The organism is Chitinophaga sp. 180180018-3 (genome assembly GCF_037893185.1).
Classification (GTDB): domain Bacteria; phylum Bacteroidota; class Bacteroidia; order Chitinophagales; family Chitinophagaceae; genus Chitinophaga.
The window spans coordinates 1610799-1627316 of record NZ_CP140772.1; the positions used below are offsets into that span (position 1 = coordinate 1610799).

13 protein-coding genes are annotated in these 16518 nt (G+C 47.6%); 5 read left to right on the forward strand and 8 right to left on the reverse strand.

Annotated features, from left to right (window positions below):
* Positions 1-208 precede the first annotated feature (208 nt).
* The 4 genes from UNH61_RS06550 to UNH61_RS06565 are packed head-to-tail and all read left to right on the forward strand — an operon-like array spanning position 209 to position 6647.
* Positions 209-3364: a SusC/RagA family TonB-linked outer membrane protein gene (locus UNH61_RS06550; protein ID WP_326991334.1), complete on the forward strand. Its 3156-nt coding sequence runs from the start codon at positions 209-211 to the stop codon at positions 3362-3364.
* Positions 3365-3382: 18 nt separating this feature from the next.
* A complete protein-coding gene (locus UNH61_RS06555) occupies positions 3383-4939 on the forward strand; it encodes a RagB/SusD family nutrient uptake outer membrane protein (RefSeq protein WP_326991335.1) in 1557 nt (518 codons plus the stop codon).
* 28 nt (positions 4940-4967) lie between these two features.
* On the forward strand, positions 4968-5636 hold the full coding sequence (locus tag UNH61_RS06560; RefSeq protein WP_326991336.1) for a hypothetical protein: 669 nt from the start codon (positions 4968-4970) through the stop codon (positions 5634-5636).
* Between the two features lie 21 nt (positions 5637-5657).
* Positions 5658-6647, forward strand: coding sequence for a DUF5007 domain-containing protein (locus UNH61_RS06565; RefSeq protein ID WP_326991337.1), 990 nt, complete (start codon positions 5658-5660; stop codon positions 6645-6647).
* A 59-nt stretch (positions 6648-6706) separates the two neighbouring features.
* Here UNH61_RS06565 and UNH61_RS06570 read toward each other — a convergent pair whose 3' ends face one another.
* The 4 genes from UNH61_RS06570 to ggt are packed head-to-tail and all read right to left on the reverse strand — an operon-like array spanning position 6707 to position 10432.
* Entirely contained in the window at positions 6707-7744 is a 1038-nt protein-coding gene (locus UNH61_RS06570) for a hypothetical protein (protein WP_326991338.1), read from the reverse strand.
* 6 nt (positions 7745-7750) lie between these two features.
* Positions 7751-8173 carry a hypothetical protein gene (locus UNH61_RS06575; protein ID WP_326991339.1) on the reverse strand — a complete coding sequence of 141 codons (423 nt, stop codon included), beginning with the start codon at positions 8171-8173 and terminating at the stop codon, positions 7751-7753.
* Positions 8174-8176: 3 nt separating this feature from the next.
* The gene (locus UNH61_RS06580; RefSeq protein WP_326991340.1) at positions 8177-8707 is read right to left on the reverse strand and encodes a DUF1572 family protein; all 531 of its coding nucleotides are present in this window, start codon (positions 8705-8707) and stop codon (positions 8177-8179) included.
* 18 nt (positions 8708-8725) lie between these two features.
* Positions 8726-10432 (reverse strand): gamma-glutamyltransferase, encoded by a 1707-nt coding sequence (gene ggt, locus UNH61_RS06585; protein WP_326991341.1) that lies wholly within the window; start codon positions 10430-10432, stop codon positions 8726-8728.
* Between the two features lie 111 nt (positions 10433-10543).
* Between ggt and UNH61_RS06590 the strand changes: the two genes are divergently transcribed.
* Positions 10544-13066, forward strand: coding sequence for a M14 family metallopeptidase (locus UNH61_RS06590; protein WP_326991342.1), 2523 nt, complete (start codon positions 10544-10546; stop codon positions 13064-13066).
* A gap of 83 nt (positions 13067-13149) precedes the next feature.
* Here the strand turns inward: UNH61_RS06590 and UNH61_RS06595 are convergent, their stop codons facing one another.
* From UNH61_RS06595 to secG, 4 genes are all read right to left on the reverse strand, one after another.
* Complete coding sequence (locus tag UNH61_RS06595) at positions 13150-13758, reverse strand: redoxin family protein (RefSeq protein WP_326991343.1); 609 nt, start codon at positions 13756-13758, stop codon at positions 13150-13152.
* Between the two features lie 145 nt (positions 13759-13903).
* On the reverse strand, positions 13904-14863 hold the full coding sequence (locus UNH61_RS06600; RefSeq protein WP_326991344.1) for a YihY/virulence factor BrkB family protein: 960 nt from the start codon (positions 14861-14863) through the stop codon (positions 13904-13906).
* A gap of 93 nt (positions 14864-14956) precedes the next feature.
* Complete coding sequence (gene mltG, locus UNH61_RS06605) at positions 14957-16006, reverse strand: endolytic transglycosylase MltG (RefSeq protein WP_326991345.1); 1050 nt, start codon at positions 16004-16006, stop codon at positions 14957-14959.
* A 137-nt stretch (positions 16007-16143) separates the two neighbouring features.
* Positions 16144-16515 (reverse strand): preprotein translocase subunit SecG, encoded by a 372-nt coding sequence (gene secG / locus UNH61_RS06610; protein ID WP_326991346.1) that lies wholly within the window; start codon positions 16513-16515, stop codon positions 16144-16146.
* Positions 16516-16518: the final 3 nt, after the last annotated feature.

The following is a 16518-nucleotide window of genomic DNA, read 5'->3' on the forward strand; positions in this document are numbered from 1 at the left end:
TTGTACGGAAAAAAGAACGTTTAGCATTGATCAGTGAACACTAATTGTTATCAACCAGATTTTTTATTTCACCATTCAATTATTTAATCAATCGTCAACACCCGGTTTATCTCATCAGGTAAACAAACAAAACCTTAATTATTTACCAGTGAACAAATAATCGCTGGCCGGACAGGCCATTCCAGCATAATTTATTAAACCAGAATCTATGCACAAAAAGTTGCTACTACTAGTGCTAATGGGATTCCTATGCCTGCAGGCATGGGCCCAGGAGCGAAAAATTTCCGGAACAGTAACAGATAATTCGGGAGCACCGCTTCCCGGCGTATCTGTTAAAGAAGTGGGCACCAACAATGGTGCGGCCACCTCTCCGGAGGGTAAATTTACCCTGACCCTGAAGGGAGCTGCCCATAAGCTTTCTGTATCTTTTATCGGTTATGAAACGCAAACGGTGACGCTGACCGGTAATAACTCGTATACCATTTCACTGAAGCCCGACCCTAAGAGTCTGAAAGATGTGGTGGTGATCGGGTATCAGGAAGTAAAGCGGAAAACCGTTACTGCCGCTGTATCCAGCGTGAAGGGTAAGGAAATTGAAAACCTTCCCTCGCCAAGTTTCGACCAGCTGTTACAGGGCCGGGCCGCCGGGTTGAACGTACAGAACTTCACCGGGGAACCTGGTGTACGCGGTTCGTTCGTAGTAAGAGGAAATACCTCTATCAGTCGTGATGCCAGCGCCGCACGTACCCTCAGCTCTCCGTTGTTCGTGATCGACGATATTCCCATTTCCATGGATGATGCCGCTGCATTCGACAACACCGGTACCAACTATATCGCCGGCCTCAACCCGAACGATATTGAATCGATCGACATCCTGAAAGATGCTTCTGCGGCTGCTATTTATGGGTCGCGCGGTGCTAACGGCGTTGTGATCGTAAAAACCAAGCGTGGTAAAATAGGCAAACCCCAGGTGAATTTTTCCACTTACGCCGGTATGGTGGAAAAACCAAAATTGGAGAAAGTATTTGGAGGGGCAGAAGAACGTTGGTTTAAAATGGGCTATTTGAATAAATACCTGACCTACGATCAGAAGCAAAACACCATTCCGATGCTGCTCACCGACAGCCTGAATCCCGCGTATATGGGGCAGGTCGACTGGCAGGATCTTTTTTACAAGAACGCTGTTATCCAGAACTACGACCTCTCTGTTTCCGGTGCATCTGACCAGATGAACTACCGGATAAGCGGTAACTACTATAATGAAGGCGGTACCATCCGTGGTACAGGCTTTAAGCGTTATACACTTTCCGGTACTATGGGCCTGAGAGTATCGCCCAAACTGAATGTGGTATCCCTATTCCGCCTGAGCCGTGGCGATCGTTCCAGGGGAAGAGGTACCGTTCCCGGAGAGGATGTGATACCACTGATGAACGGGCAATATCGTTCTTCTCTTTACAATCTCTCTGATATAGATAAGAAAAACTTTACCGGCGATCTGGAAGGAGGAAGAGATAAAAACTTCAATGACGATATCACCGCCAGCCTGACGGTTAGCTACGACTTTACGAATAAACTGCGCTTTACTTCTATCGGATCTGTACAGTCGAGCGTTAACGCGCGAGACCTGTTCCGCCCTGGTATCCTGAATCAGCAAGGGTTATCTTATGCGCAAAGCGGCAGATCCAGGTATGAAAATCTGAACCTGGATAATACCCTGACCTACAACACCAATATCATCAATAACAATCATCACTTCAATGCCCTTCTGGGTAACACTATCAATAATGTAAGGAACGAATATACCGGTATTGGCAGTGGCTCCCTGGGGAACGACAATGTAAAAGTGGTACAGGGGTATAACCTGAACTATCTGATGTATAAAGATGTGTATGGCAACCTGGTATCAGGATCTGATTACCAGTCGGCCGGGATGCTGTCGTTCTTTGCCCGTGTTAACTACGACTACAAAGAAAAATATCTCTTGTCCTTCGCATACCGTGCAGATGCGTCTTCCCGTTTCGGCGCAAACAGCCGCTGGGGATATTTCCCCTCAGTATCCGGTGGATGGAATATCTCCGAAGAGCCTTTCATGGCGCCATTGAAAAAATGGGTGGAATATTTCAAAATCCGCGGGAGCTTTGGCGTGACAGGAAGCTTACCTACCAAATATTATCTTCCTTTCAACACCTATATCACCAATCAGGGTACTTACGGTGGTTCTATCGGAGGTACCTACAATGGCGTGAATGCGGTGACACCTAACTTCTCCGACGGGGTGGCTCAGAACGGGCTGACCTGGGAACAGGCTTTGCAGTCGAACATTGGTATCGATGCAAGTTTCTTCGGCGGACGGCTGAACATCGTTGCAGATGCGTTCAACCGGGGAACCTCCAAGAAGTTATTTGACCTGATGCTGCCATCTACTACCGGATATGATAAAGTGAATACCAATGCTGTAAGCGTACGTAATACCGGGATGGAATTTACCATACAGGGCCGCATTATGCCGCCCACCAGTAAGTTCCAGTGGAACGCGAACCTCATTCTGTCTTTTATCAAAAACCAGATTGTAGAACTGCCAAACAACAACCGCGACCTCGTGGTGCCGGACAACAACACGGGTATGACCTACATCCTAACGAAAGGCCGCGCCATCAATGAGTTTTACATGATCAAGAGCAAGGGCGTATATGCGTCGGCGAAAGACATTCCGTTTAACCCATATACCGGTGAAAAGATGACTTACTGGAATGGTAATCATACCGTACAGGCCGGCGATTTCATCTGGGTTGATCAGAATGGCGACTACGATGTATGGGATTGGAATGACAAGGTGCGCGCAGGTAATCCTAACCCGGCCTGTACCGGCGGTTTCCTGAACAGCTTTACTTATGGCCCGGTTAGCCTGCAGGTATATACTACGTTTACCCTTAAACGTGATATCTACAATAAGTTTATGTCCGACCGCCTGATAGGGCTCACTACCACTTATGCAGATATCGCTGCCATCGATCCTTCAACCATCGACAGCTGGCATAAGGAAGGCGATCATGCTAAATACTCAGAGGTAATCCCGTACAGCAAGAATTACTATTATCAATTCCTGCCTTTTTCGAGTGCCTTTGTGGAAAATGGTTCCTATGTACGTATCAAATACATCAACGTGGCTTATCAGTTTGGGCCTAAGTTTCTGGAAAGAACCGGTCTTAAAAGGTTTCAGATATATGGCGTGATAGATAATGTGAAGATGTTCCAGAAAGCCAGTGTACCGGATGCAGAAGCCGTAGATGAGAAAGGTACCTATACTGGCGGCGGCTACCCGATTCCGAAGAAGTTCACATTAGGTGTAAACATTGGTTTATAATTTTAAAAAGACGTGGATATGAATTGTCTGAAAAATATATTTACGGTAATAGCTGCAGGTATGCTGTTATCTCCGTTTGTTTCCTGTAAAAAACTACTGAACCAGGATCCGATCAACTCTCCTTATGGTTCCGTATTCTGGCAAAACCAGCGTGATGCAGAACAAGGTGTGGCAGGAGGATATGCCTTATTGCGCAGAGCACTTACTACCAATACGGACTGGGATAAAAACATGTCACATTTCGCCTATGGTTCATTGCCTGCATTTGAGTTCAGGGATTTTAACGTATACGATGTGCAGTTCCTGGTAAAAGGAGGAGATGGTATGGCCAATGCGGATTTCCTGGGATCTTATTTGGATAAATACCACGACTGGTCGCCCTACTACAAGGTGATCACCCAGGCGAACATTATGCTGCATAACATTCCCAACATACCGGATGCACAGTTTACGGATGCTCCAACGAAGGCCCGTAACCGTTATATGGGAGAAGCCTACTTCCTTCGTGCGTATTCCTATTTCTACATGGTGCGCTTATGGGGCGATGTGCCGTTGGTGATGTCCTTTGATGATGATCCGGCGCATTCCGGTAATCTTCCGCGTACCAACGAAAAGGCGGTGCTGGATACTGTGATCGCTGATCTGAAAAAAGCGGTTGACTTATTACCCTGGGAATATAAGAATGGGGGAGAAAGAGCAGTGAGAGCCAATAAAGGCGCCGCATACGGATTACTGGCGCATGCTTACATGTGGCGTAATTTCCTGAATAAAGGAAATACCCCGGCTGATCTGACCAACGCCATTGGTGCCGTGGATGCCGTGGAACAAAGTGGGCAATACCAGTTATTGACCGCTGATATGTATCCCAAGATCTTCCACGGTAAATCAAACGAAGGCGTATTTGAAATTAACATGCAGGTGGGTAGCGGAGAACAACAGGTAGAAAAAGGTTTTTATTACAATATCCTGAAGGCGCCATTCATTGCAAATAGGACCGGAAAACCGGATGCACCGAATAAAGACCTGATCAGTGAGCTGTACGACGACGATGCCGATTTGCGTCTCAAATATTATTTTGCGAGCCTGGATGTAGACGATCAGTACAGCGTAACGATTTGCAAATTTGCGGGGCCTAACCGTGAGAATATTTATTATCGCAACCCCGGCACATTCACCGACGCTGCTGTAGATGCCAATATCATCATCATGCGATATGCCGATCTGTTGTTGTTGCGTGCCGAAGCATACGCCGACCAGGGAAATATTGCAGATGCACTGCGCTATGTGAACATGGTGAGAACCCGCTCTAATGCCTACACACTTACAGCTGCCGATATAGATGATATTAAGAAGGAGGTTTCCAGAGAACGTTCCCGTGAGTTATACGCCGAAGGGCAACGCTGGTACGACCTGGTGCGCACCGGCTTCCTGACCAGCCTGGATATGAACGCCGGCGGTAATTTCCCTCAGAGCCGCTACGACGCAGGTGGCTGGAAATGGCCGGTAGGGCGCGTATTGTTCCTCAACAACAGTGTGCTGCAACAAAATTCTTACTGGTTAGGAAAAGTGAAATAGTATTCAGATATCATTTAAACACATTGACATGAACAAATTCAGCATATTCATTGCCCGGGCTGCAGCAGGATTAATCCTTGCTTCCCTGTTGTTTTCCGCCTGCAGAAAGGATGATCATTTCATGGGTGGCAGCCCTACAAAAGCGCAGTCGGACCTGACTACCTACGATTATCTGAAAGCCAATCCGCTTTTTGATACGCTGGTACAGCTGATAGATAAAGCAGGGCTGAAAGAAACCGTTAACAGCAACATCACGTTCATAGCTGTGACCAATTATTCCGTCAAATCTTTCCTGGACGTGAGAACGAGGCAGTTGCAGAAAGCGACCAACAACGAGAACGTTAAGTATACACTGGATAGCATCAAGGCACCGGAGCTGAGAGACTCCCTGCTGGCCTACTGCTTTAAGGGAAGTATTGTAAGATCCGATCTGTCGATGGAATCGCAGGTATACAAAAATATGGTAGGCGAGGATTTCGCTTTTAAGCTGACCCTGCTGAACAGCGATATTCTTTCCGCAGGCGTCAAATACATCACACTGGCGAAGGTGATCAACGGGCTTGATCCCGATCCGCTGCCGGATAACTTCCCGCCGGGCGACAGGGATAAAGTATTCACCCTGCAAACTACCGGTATCCTTACCAAAACGGGCGTATTGCATGTATTGCAAAACAACCATGTATTTTATTGGAAGTAGTCATTATCAAAATTTAAAAGTATGTCTGAGAAATATAATTTCAAGAAATTACTGGGAGGCGCGTTATTACTGGGTTTGCTGATCACAGGTTGTAAAAAAATCAGTGAGGGTTTCCTGAGCGATGGTCTTTATGTACCTGATTCCCCGATCAAAGTAGAACGTGGTAATCCTTTCCAGAAAACAAATGCTATCCTGCCGGATGGTACTACCCAGCCAATGACCGTGAAGTTGCTGGATATACGCAGAGCTGATAACAAAAAGCATGCAGATGAATTCTTCAAAGAATATCCTGTTTACGTATATACGGCATCGGTAGATCCTGCGGTAGATACAACTATAGAACAGGTGAATAAGAAGCGGGCGCTGAAAAACATGCAGCCCTTTGTATTCCTGCCCAGCGGCCAGTTTTTGTTCAATGGTGCCACTGATAGTTTACCGGTAGGCGTAACCTATGAATATGATGTGGAAGTATCTAATGTTGCGGGGAGTAAGCTGTACAGGAACATCGGTACCTTAACCACTATTGATCCTCCGCTGGTGACAGAATTAACTGCTAACTGTAACTTCTTCCCTGATGATGGTTCTGCTACCGTTCCGATGGGAATGCCTGCATTTACCATCTCAAGAATAAGTGAGAGCGGTGCTTCCGTGATCCTGAAACTGACAGATAAAGATGGTAAGCCTTTCAATCCCGCAAAGGGAGAGATCATCAAACGTGGCGACCGTCCTGTATTTGAGAACTATGCGCGGTTTCACCCAATCCAATACACAGATACCGCGATGATCTGTAATTTCGAAATTGCACCATTCCCCCTGAGCAGATATTCTTCCGGTGGCACCAACTGGAACTACCTGATGTATTATCGCATCCCATCGAGGTTTGTGAGTGTGGATAAAGGCCTTACCAGTAAAGTCGGCAGCGTGAATCCGCTGTTTGCCTTCCGCCTGATGAAAGCCGGAACGTGGCTGGTAGAGTATAGAATGCCGAAGACGGTAAGGGTTTCGAATTAAGAATAAGGAAATTAAGCATTAAAGAGAAGAGCTTGGCGGTTAATGCTAAGCTCTTCTCTTTAATGCTCAATTTCTTTCGATAACGCAATCAGGTCTTCCGGTAAATGCAGGGCTGAAACCACCGCTCTGTTCACCGGCTCACTATGCGGATGTGGGTAGGGAAAACTGGAAATGATAATATCCCGGTTCATTAACTGGTGTACCAGCTGTGCTCCCTGTTGCAGTATGAACATCGGGAGTGAGTGGGGATTGTGTACCGTTGTACCGGAAGTGAGTTGTTGCAGGGTAGAGATGTTGTGTTGGAGTGCAATGCGCATTTTTGCCGCAATACTGGCGGCATTCAGCCAGGTAAAAGCATTGGCGGGCGCCATGGGAGTACTGCCGGCAAAGAGTGGTGTTCTTTTCAATCCGCTGATATCAGCAGCGTGACCCGCTACTACTCCGCCTTGTACGCTGTAAGCCTTTGCCAGCGATGCCGTAAGGAGGTAGCGTACCTGCGGAAGCTGTGGCAGGAAATGAATACTGCCTTGACCATCGGGGCCCAGGATGCCGATGCCGTGCGAATCATCAGCAATAACCAGTACCTTACGCTGCAGTACTTTCAGCCAGTCGAATGAGTGGATGGTGCTGGTCAGCGGATTCACGGTATCTGAAACAACTGCAAAGTGATGATCCGGATGTGCATTTATTTTTTCGATGGTCTGTGCAATCCATTCTTCCCGGCTGATGTTTTGCCGGGCTGGTTGATGGTGCCAGAGCGAGGGATGCGCTCCGGGTGCGTACAGCAACTGGCCGCAGGTGGAGCCGTATTGGGCAGCTGCCTGAGATGCCAGAAAACCGGATGAAAATACAGCAGCCGATTGCTGGCCCAGATGCGTACAAAGCGCATGCTCTGCTTCTTCATACAACGTCAGTCGCAGGTTACCTGCCCTCGATGAAGGAAACATCGTTCCATATCTGGCAATACCCTCTGCCAGCAAGCGTTGAAAAGCCTCTTGCTGATGCAGGCCCAGGTAGGCAAATCCGGAAAAGAACAGGCAGGTACGCCCGTCTATTTCCGCTGTCCGGCCTGGTGTATAAGCTGTATGCTGGATCATCCCGGATCAGTCTTTTTTAGTACATAAGATAAACTGGAAATCAGTGGAAGTAACTTTCATATCGAAATGATCTTCATCCAGCCGGGTGATAGTAACCAGGTTTTCTACCTTGCGGTCGCCGTTCTTTGCGGTAACCGAGATCATTTCTCCGTTGCTGAGCAGGAAGTATTTTCCGGTATCAGATTTTCCTGCGATAGTAGCAATAAACATATTATTATCGAGGAACTGATAATAGGCATCACTGTAATAGCCTTTCTTCAGATCTTCTGCCTGAATATACTGGGTATTGCTGATAGGCGCATCAGGCGGGATCTTAACATCGTAAACCCTCCACTTTTTATTCATCAGCAGTTCATTATTCTTTTTACTCCGGCAAGCGGTCGTCAGGGATAGTGCGGCGAGTACAATTGATATGGTGCGTATTTTCATGAATTACTTTTTCTCAGTTTTAGCCTGATTGAAAGCAGCAGAGCCTCCTTTGGGGATCGACAGGCTTTCCCATTGATCTTTAAGAAGCATTTTGCCAATATATACGATCTGTCCTACATGATAGGGAACATGCGCCAGTTGCCGGTTAATGGCATCTATCACTATATGCGGCTCGCTGCGGATATACACTGTTTTTTCAATGTCTTCCTCACGCAGGTTGCGGATAGCGTTCATCATGCAGTCCCAGCCTGCATTCCAGTGTTCGAGCAGTTGTTCCTTACTGGCAGTATGGTCTTCAAATTCCTGATCACGATGGCGATTGGGTTTTTCACCATCGCTCGTGAGGAAGTCGGTCCAGCGCGATAACATATTACCATGCAGGTGCTGAATGATCAGCGCAATGCTGTTGGGCTCACCTTCCGGTTGCCAATGCAGCTGTTCTGTGCTGAGGCGCTCTATGGTTTTAAGGCCCAGCTGCCGGTGCATTTCAAATCGTTGCAATACACTTTGCAGATATATACTTTGGATAGACATAACGATGTTTTATTTACTTTAATAACCTGCAGCGCTGTCGTCGCCTCTTTTATCTCCGGATGCTTCCAGGAAGCGGCTTTCAGGCGCTCTTTTTATTATTTCTGTACGGCCTATAGCACCGCGTTTCACTACTTTGTAGCCCATCTTTTCCAGTGCCGTGATAGTAGAATCAGGGAAATCTTTCTCTACAGCAATCTCGTCAGGCAGCCACTGGTGGTGGAATTTAGGTTTGTTGATTGCCTCCGATGGTGATAGCCCGAATTCCAGTGTATTCATTAACGTTTGAAATACGGACGTAATGATGGTAGAGCCGCCGGGTGTTCCGAGTGAATACAGCACTTCATTTTTTTGCAGCACAAGCGTGGGCGTCATGGAGCTGAGCATGCGCTTGAAAGGTGCAATGGAATTGGCTTCTGTGCCAACCAGTCCGTACATGTTGGGCACGCCCGGTTTTACGCTGAAATCATCCATTTCGTTGTTCAGGAGAAAGCCTGATTTTCCTACCACTGTTCTGCTGCCAAAGTGCCCGTTGAGCGTAGTGGTAACTGCAATGGCATTACCATCTGCATCGATAATACTGAGATGCGTGGTTTCTTCGCTTTCAGGGAAAATACCGGCTTTGGTTTTATCGCTGGAGCCGGCCTGGCCCGGTGTATAGTCCTGCATACGTGCGGCGAGATACTTCTTGTTAGTCAGCCTGGCCACCGGTACCTTTACAAAATCCGGATCGCCGAGGAATTGTGCCCGGTCGGCATAAGCCCTTCTTTCCGCTTCTATCATCAGTTGCACGGCCTGGGCAGAATGAAATCCCCATTGTGACAGCGGATAGTTTTCCACCATTCCCATCAATTGCTGCAGGCAGATACCGCCGCTGGAAGGAAGCGGCATCGTCACAATCGTGTAGCCTTTATAGTCAAAAGTAACAGGTGTTCTGTCTTTAGCCTTGTAGTTTTTCAGATCCTGTAGGGAGATGATACCTTTACCCCGTTTCATCTCAGCTACTATATTCGCCGCAGTTTCGCCCTGATAAAAACCAGCTGCTCCTTTATTTCGTATAAGCGTGAGCGTATGAGCCAGTTCCTTTTGTATCAGGGTATCGCCAGCCTTCCATGGTTGTGCTTTAACAAAAGCTGTAGGTGCTGTATTGAGCTTTTCGAAATCGCCTTTGTAGGTATTCAGCCCATTTGCTTCTGCTGCTGTGATAACGAATCCTTTCTCCGCCAGGCGTATGGCCGGATCTATCAGTTTCGTGAAGGGCAGTTTCGCATATTTCATCGCAGCAAACAAGCCTGCCACCGTACCGGGTATACCAGCTGCCAGATGGCCATCGAGGCTCAACTGTGTAATGGCATTGCCGGCTGAATCGAGGTACATATCCCTGCTGGCTTTGGCGGGAGCTGTTTCGCGATAGTCGATGGCAATGTTGCGGCCGTTTTTCAGGTGCCCGACCAGAAAGCCGCCACCGCCCAGGTTACCTGCACCCGGATATACCACTGCCAAGGCCAATTGTGTGGCAATGGCTGCATCCACTGCATTGCCGCCCTGCTCCAGTATTATCGAGCCTACCCGGCTGGCCAGCGGATGTGCAGATACCACTGCGCCGTGCAAAACCTTGATATCTTTATCAATGGAGTAATCGTACGGGTGTAAATCATCTATGGTTTGTTGGGCAAAGGCAGTATGTAACGTGCATACCGTGAGCCCCAGCAGGATCAGGAAGCGCATGAAAATCGTGTTTGAGGCTAAATTAAGACTTGCGGGGGACTGTAGGAAATTTAATTAGCCTGGAAAACAATCCCTATCTTACAGTTGTATTAATTAACAGCAAGGCTTTATATGCGCAGATATATCTTAATGGCAGCCATACTGCTTGGTTTTCTCAGATCAGGCGCTCAGGCACCTACGCCCGACCAGTTCCTGGGTTATCCGTTGGGTACCAGGTTTACTCCCCATTACCGTGTAATTGATTATTTCCGGCAGGTAGCCGCTTCTGTAAAGAACGTGAAGCTGGAGCAATATGGCACTACCTACGAAGGCCGGCCACTAATGATGGCTATCGTAGCGTCGCCGGAAAATGCGGCCCGGCTGGACGAAATACGTCAACATAGCCTGGATATGTCTAACGCCCGGGGGGCCGGTACCGCAAATCAGCCGGTAATTGTATGGCTCAGCTACAATGTGCACGGCAACGAATCGGTTTCCACAGAAGCAGCGATGAAAACGCTGTATGAACTGGTTAATAACGGAAACGCACAAACGCAGCAATGGCTGAAGAATACCGTTGTCATCATAGACCCTTGCCTGAACCCGGATGGAAGGGAGCGCTACGTGAATTTTTACAATACCACCCGCGGTGCAAAACCGAATGTAAACCGCTATGCCCGCGAACATAATGAGCCATGGCCGGGAGGAAGATCGAATCATTACTATTTTGATCTGAACCGTGATTGGGCGTGGCAAACGCAAAAAGAATCGCAGCAGCGTGTAGCAAAGTATAACCAGTGGATGCCGCAGCTGCATGTAGATTTTCACGAACAGGAAATTGAAGCGCCTTATTATTTTGCTCCCGCTGCAGAGCCGTTTCATGATGCCATTACTCCCTGGCAGCGACAGCTTCAGCTGATGATTGGTAAAAACAATGCAAAATATTTCGACGAACAGGGTTGGCTTTACTTCACCAAAGAGCGCTTCGATCTTTTCTATCCCAGCTATGGCGACACGTACCCCATGTACAATGGAGCTATTGGTATGACCTATGAGCAGGGTGGTGGCGGCCGCGCAGGCCTGGCCGTAGTGAAGAAAGATGGGGACACGCTTTCACTGGCCGATCGTATCGCACATCATTTCACGACGGGTATGTCGACTATAGAAGTAGCCGCTCAAAATGCAGATAAGATCATTACCGAATATGCACAGTATTTCGAATCTGCCCGGAAATCGCCGCAGGGCGGATATAAAGCTTATGTAGTGAAAGCCGGCGGCAATACGGAAAAACTGAATACCCTCGCAGAGCTGCTGCGCAAAAACAACATCGCATTCGGCTATGGCGCTACCATAGGCGCCGCCACCGGGTTCAATTATTTTACAGGAAAAAATGAAAATTTCGGCATTGATAAGGAAGACCTGGTGATCAACGCTTTTCAGCCTCATTCCAATATGCTCAGGGTACTGTTTGAACCGGTGTCGCATCTGACAGACTCCGTAACCTACGACATTACCGCATGGGCGATTCCTTATGCCTACGGGCTCACTTCCTATGCACTCAAACAACCATTAACACCTGCGGCCGATGCTCCTGTGATAAAGAACAATGCTCCGCTTTCGGCGCAGCGTCCTTACGCCTATCTGGCGCAATGGAACAGTCTGCGGGATGTGAAATTCTTATCCGCATTGTTGGAAAGTGATATCAAAGTGCGGTTTACTGAAACGCCTTTCACTGTGGGTGGAAAAGATTTTCCTGCCGGCACATTGGTCGTAACCCGCTCGGGTAATAACTCTTCTCAGTTCGATCAGTTTATCACATCGCAGGCCGACCGGTTCAAAATCTCCCTCGACGCAGTATCCAGCGGGTTTGTTGACAAAGGGATGGATTTCGGCTCCGACAAGATCAGGTTCATTAAGAAACCAAACGTGGTCGTGTTGGGTGGCGATGGTGTTTCATCGCTGGGAATGGGCGAGGTATGGCATTTCTTCGAGCAGCAGCTCGATTTTCCGGTGACAGTAGTGGATGTAAAAGACATAGGTGAAATCAATTGGGATGGAACGGATGTGCTGATTATGCCTGACGGGGATTATAAATTCCTCACCGATAAAGCGTCGGCCGACAAACTGAAGGAATGGGTAAGCAATGGCGGAAGACTGATTGCGCTGGAAAGTGCCGGCGTGCAACTGGCGGCAACAGACTGGGGAATCAAACTGAAGAAGAACGCCGACAATGATAAGGATGTAAAAGAGAAAGGCAACGAAAAAACATACGATGTGCTGAGAACCTACGCCAACAGGGAGCGGGAAAGCATCCGGCAGTTTGTACCCGGGGCCATCTATAAGGTGCAGATGGACACTACTCATCCACTGGCATTCGGCTATCCGGCTTATTATTACACGTTGAAACAGGATACCCGCTTATACGAGTTTATTGAGAACGGCGGCTGGAATGTAGGCGTGCTGAAAAAAGACAGTTACCTGAGCGGATTTGTAGGTGCCGACACCCGTCAGCAGATGAAAGATGGGCTGGTATTCGGCGTAAAGGAAATGGGGAACGGACAGGTGATCGTGATGGCGGATAATCCATTATTCAGAAGCTTCTGGGAGAATGGGAAATTGTTGTTTAGTAATGCGGTGTTCCTGGTAGGACAATAGCAGCTGCTGGTCTTTAGTAAAATGCAGCGGAGATCACGTTATATTATTAATACAATGTGATCTCCGCCGCATTTTATCAAAGGCTAAAACCTTTTGATATTGCACCCCAAACTATGTGATGCATTCACGCTAACAGCTTTACCAGCCAGCATTTCGTTGATGGCATTGTGGAGATATTTGTTTTTAACAGCTTCGGCGTTTCCCGGGCTGTCGTCAATTCCTCCTTTGTATACGAGCCGGCTGTTTTTATCAAACAGGAAGCATTCCGGTGTGTGGTTGGCATCGAAAGCATCGGCCAACAGGGCGTTCCGGTCGAGTATATAATGCCACGTGAATTGTATGGACGCCGCATATTGTTTCATGGCGGCAAAGGATTCACTTCCGTTGCGGGCTGCCTCATTGGAATTTACCATTACCACCCCGATATTGTTTTTATGTGCGTACGCGCAGATGTTATGTAGCCTGTCGTGGTTACGTAACATGTATGGACATTGGTTGCTGGCGAAAATTACGAGCAAACCATTGCCCCCTTTGGCAGCGCCCAGTGAAATATCTTTCCCGGAGATATCCATACAGGCAATTTCCGATTTAGGCAAAAGCGCCCCTGGCTCCAATGGCATTTCCCGGTCAGGTGGTTGAAAGGAGGACAGCAAAACAGCACAACAGGATAAATAAAAAGCGGACTTAATCATTACTAGTGGTTTACAGGTCCAGGTTAAATATAGTAAATGCAACAGTAAATGTGATACAACTTCATTATTCTATCGAAATATAATAAAAAATATTATAATTAATAATTGTCAGATATATTACGGAAGATATGTGCCAGCGCAGGTATCATGCCGGTACCTGGTGCTTTTTCTCGTCCTGTCGCGCATCGCTGAGCGTTCTGATGCTGGCATTCAATTCAAACCCTACCAGCAGGATGAGAGAGTTGAAAAAGATCCATAACATGAGTACGAGGATCGTACCAATAGATCCATAGATCTTGTTATAGTTGCCAAAGTTATTTACGAACCAGGAGAAGCCCAGGGTAACGAGTATCATGAAAGTAGTAGCCACGGTAGCGCCGGCAGTAATAAACTTCCACTTTCTGGTAGTGGCGGCGCCTATACGATACAGTACGGCATTGATGGAGTAGAAGAGTAGTATAATCAGTACCCATCTTGCTATATCAATCACATGCCTGAGCGGAATGCTTTCAATACCCAGGAGGCTGAATACCCAGCGTAGTGTGGCACCCTGCACAATCACCAGCGCCACGCAAATAAGCAGGATCAGCACCACAATGGCCGTGAGCTGCAGCGCAATGAGCCGGTTTTGCCACCATTTTCGTTTCCGGAAGCCCGCACCCTGTATTTTACTGAAAGAGCGGAGTATGCCCATTACACCATTGGAGGAATAGAAGTAGCCCATTACGAAGGCAATCGACAACAGGCCGTTCCGGTGTGTGTAGAGGAAATCATGTATCATTCCTCTTACGATCATGTAAGTATTGTAATTGGGCGTAAGGTCCTGCGCAAGGTCGTACAGGGTGGATTCGATGTTGGTAACAGGGATGTATGGCACCAATGTGAACAGGAAGATAAAAAACGGCGGAATCGCCAGCAGGAAGTTAAAAGAGATGGCCCTGGCACGGTCGCCCAGGCCTCTGTTTTTGACCTCCTGCATAAAATGTTTCAATACATCATATAAGGGCAAGCCTTCAAACCCGGGTAGTATCAGGGTTTTAGTGCGTTCCACCAGGCGGCGCCAGGGGCGGGAATGCAGTATAATGTTCTCGGGTTTGAAGGGCATTAGCAATTAGCTTTTAGCCTTTAGCTGCTAGCAGCTAAAGGCTAGTCGGATCACATATTAAAACAATTATTATTGGCTACTGGCAGCTACCAGCTAGTAGCCTCTTTTATTCAGCTCCGCCTGGTACAATCTTGCGTTCACCAGGTGGTCTGCATAGGTGGCTGCAAAAGCATGATAGCCAGAGAAATCGGATCTCGCACAAAAATACAGGTAATCTGTTTCCGGTGTGTTCAACACGGCATTTAATGTTTTCTCAGAAGGAGTACAAATGGGGCCCGGTGGTAATCCTTCATAGCGGTAGGTATTGTAGGGAGAATCATACTGCGTATGAGTTTCCCTGATGCGTTTCAGGCCGAAGTCCTGTAAAGCAAATTTAACTGTTGGATCAGCCTGAAGGCGCATGCCTTTGCGGTAGCGGTTCAGATACACACTGGCGATCAGCGGTTTCTCATCATTTTTATTGGTTTCTTCCTCTACAATGGAACCAAGAATGGTTACTTCGTTGAGTGAAAGTCCGAGTTTGGCCGCTTTTTCTTTCTTTTCCGGCGTCCAGAAGGCTTCTCTGGCTTTTTCGAGTTTCTTGAAAACCGCTTCAGCTCCGGTATTCCAGTAGAATTCGTAGGTATCAGGTACTACGACGCACATGACAGTGTTGGTATCCAGCCCGAACTGGCGGAGGTAAACAGGGTCGGTCATCAGCGAACGAAGCACGCCGGAATCGGCTTCCAGGTTATTGGAGATCTTCCTGACAAAATCATCTTTTGTGCGGATCTTATTGATGACCAGATCAACGGGCGATTGTTTACCTGAACGGAGCATGCGGGCAATATCAAAATTGCTCATGCCTCTCGTGATTTTATACCGGCCTGCCTTTACCCGGGAGGGGTAGTCGAGTTGCCTGGCTACCCAGTTGAAACTATTCCGGTTACGGACGATCCCCTGTTCTTCCAGTCCATCGAGCACATTGTTATAGGTGCTGTTGGTGCGTACATAGAAATACTTGCTGTCGCCGAAAGCCTTGGTATTAGGACCAAATACGCGATAGGAAATATAGACCAGTACCCCGGCGAGCAAGCAGCCGGCAATAACCAGTCCCCGTCTTAACCAGACTGTTTTTCTGCTGGAAGATTTTTTCTTAGCCATAAATAATATTGGACGTTACAATTTCGGGCGAAATGCACTAGTCAGCCAGGTTTTTCAAGATACTCCTTCAGTTCGCCATTAAAAAAACCTCGCTTTTAACGGCGAGGTTTTAAATATTATTATTCAGGTAATGTTAATTACTTGCCCTGACCCGGAGTAGCGGGAGCAGGATTTTGTGCAGGGGCCTGAGCCGGAGCTTGTACCGGAGGCGCCTGTTGAGGAACAGGTTGGCCGGCAGATGCTCTTTCAACAGCGCTGGGCGCAACAGTTTGTGTTCTGCTGGTTTTGCCAATGAAGAAAGGAGCAGTGAGGCACAGTAATGCAATGATTACAGCCAGTACCCAGGTACCTTTTTCTAATACGTCAGTAGTCTGACGTACCCCGATCACCTGATTACCAACACCGCCAAGAGCGCCGGAAAGACCACCGCCTTTAGGGTTTTGGATCAGCACAAAGAAGCCTAACAACACACAGGCTAAAATGATCAGGACACCAAAAATTATCAACATAAA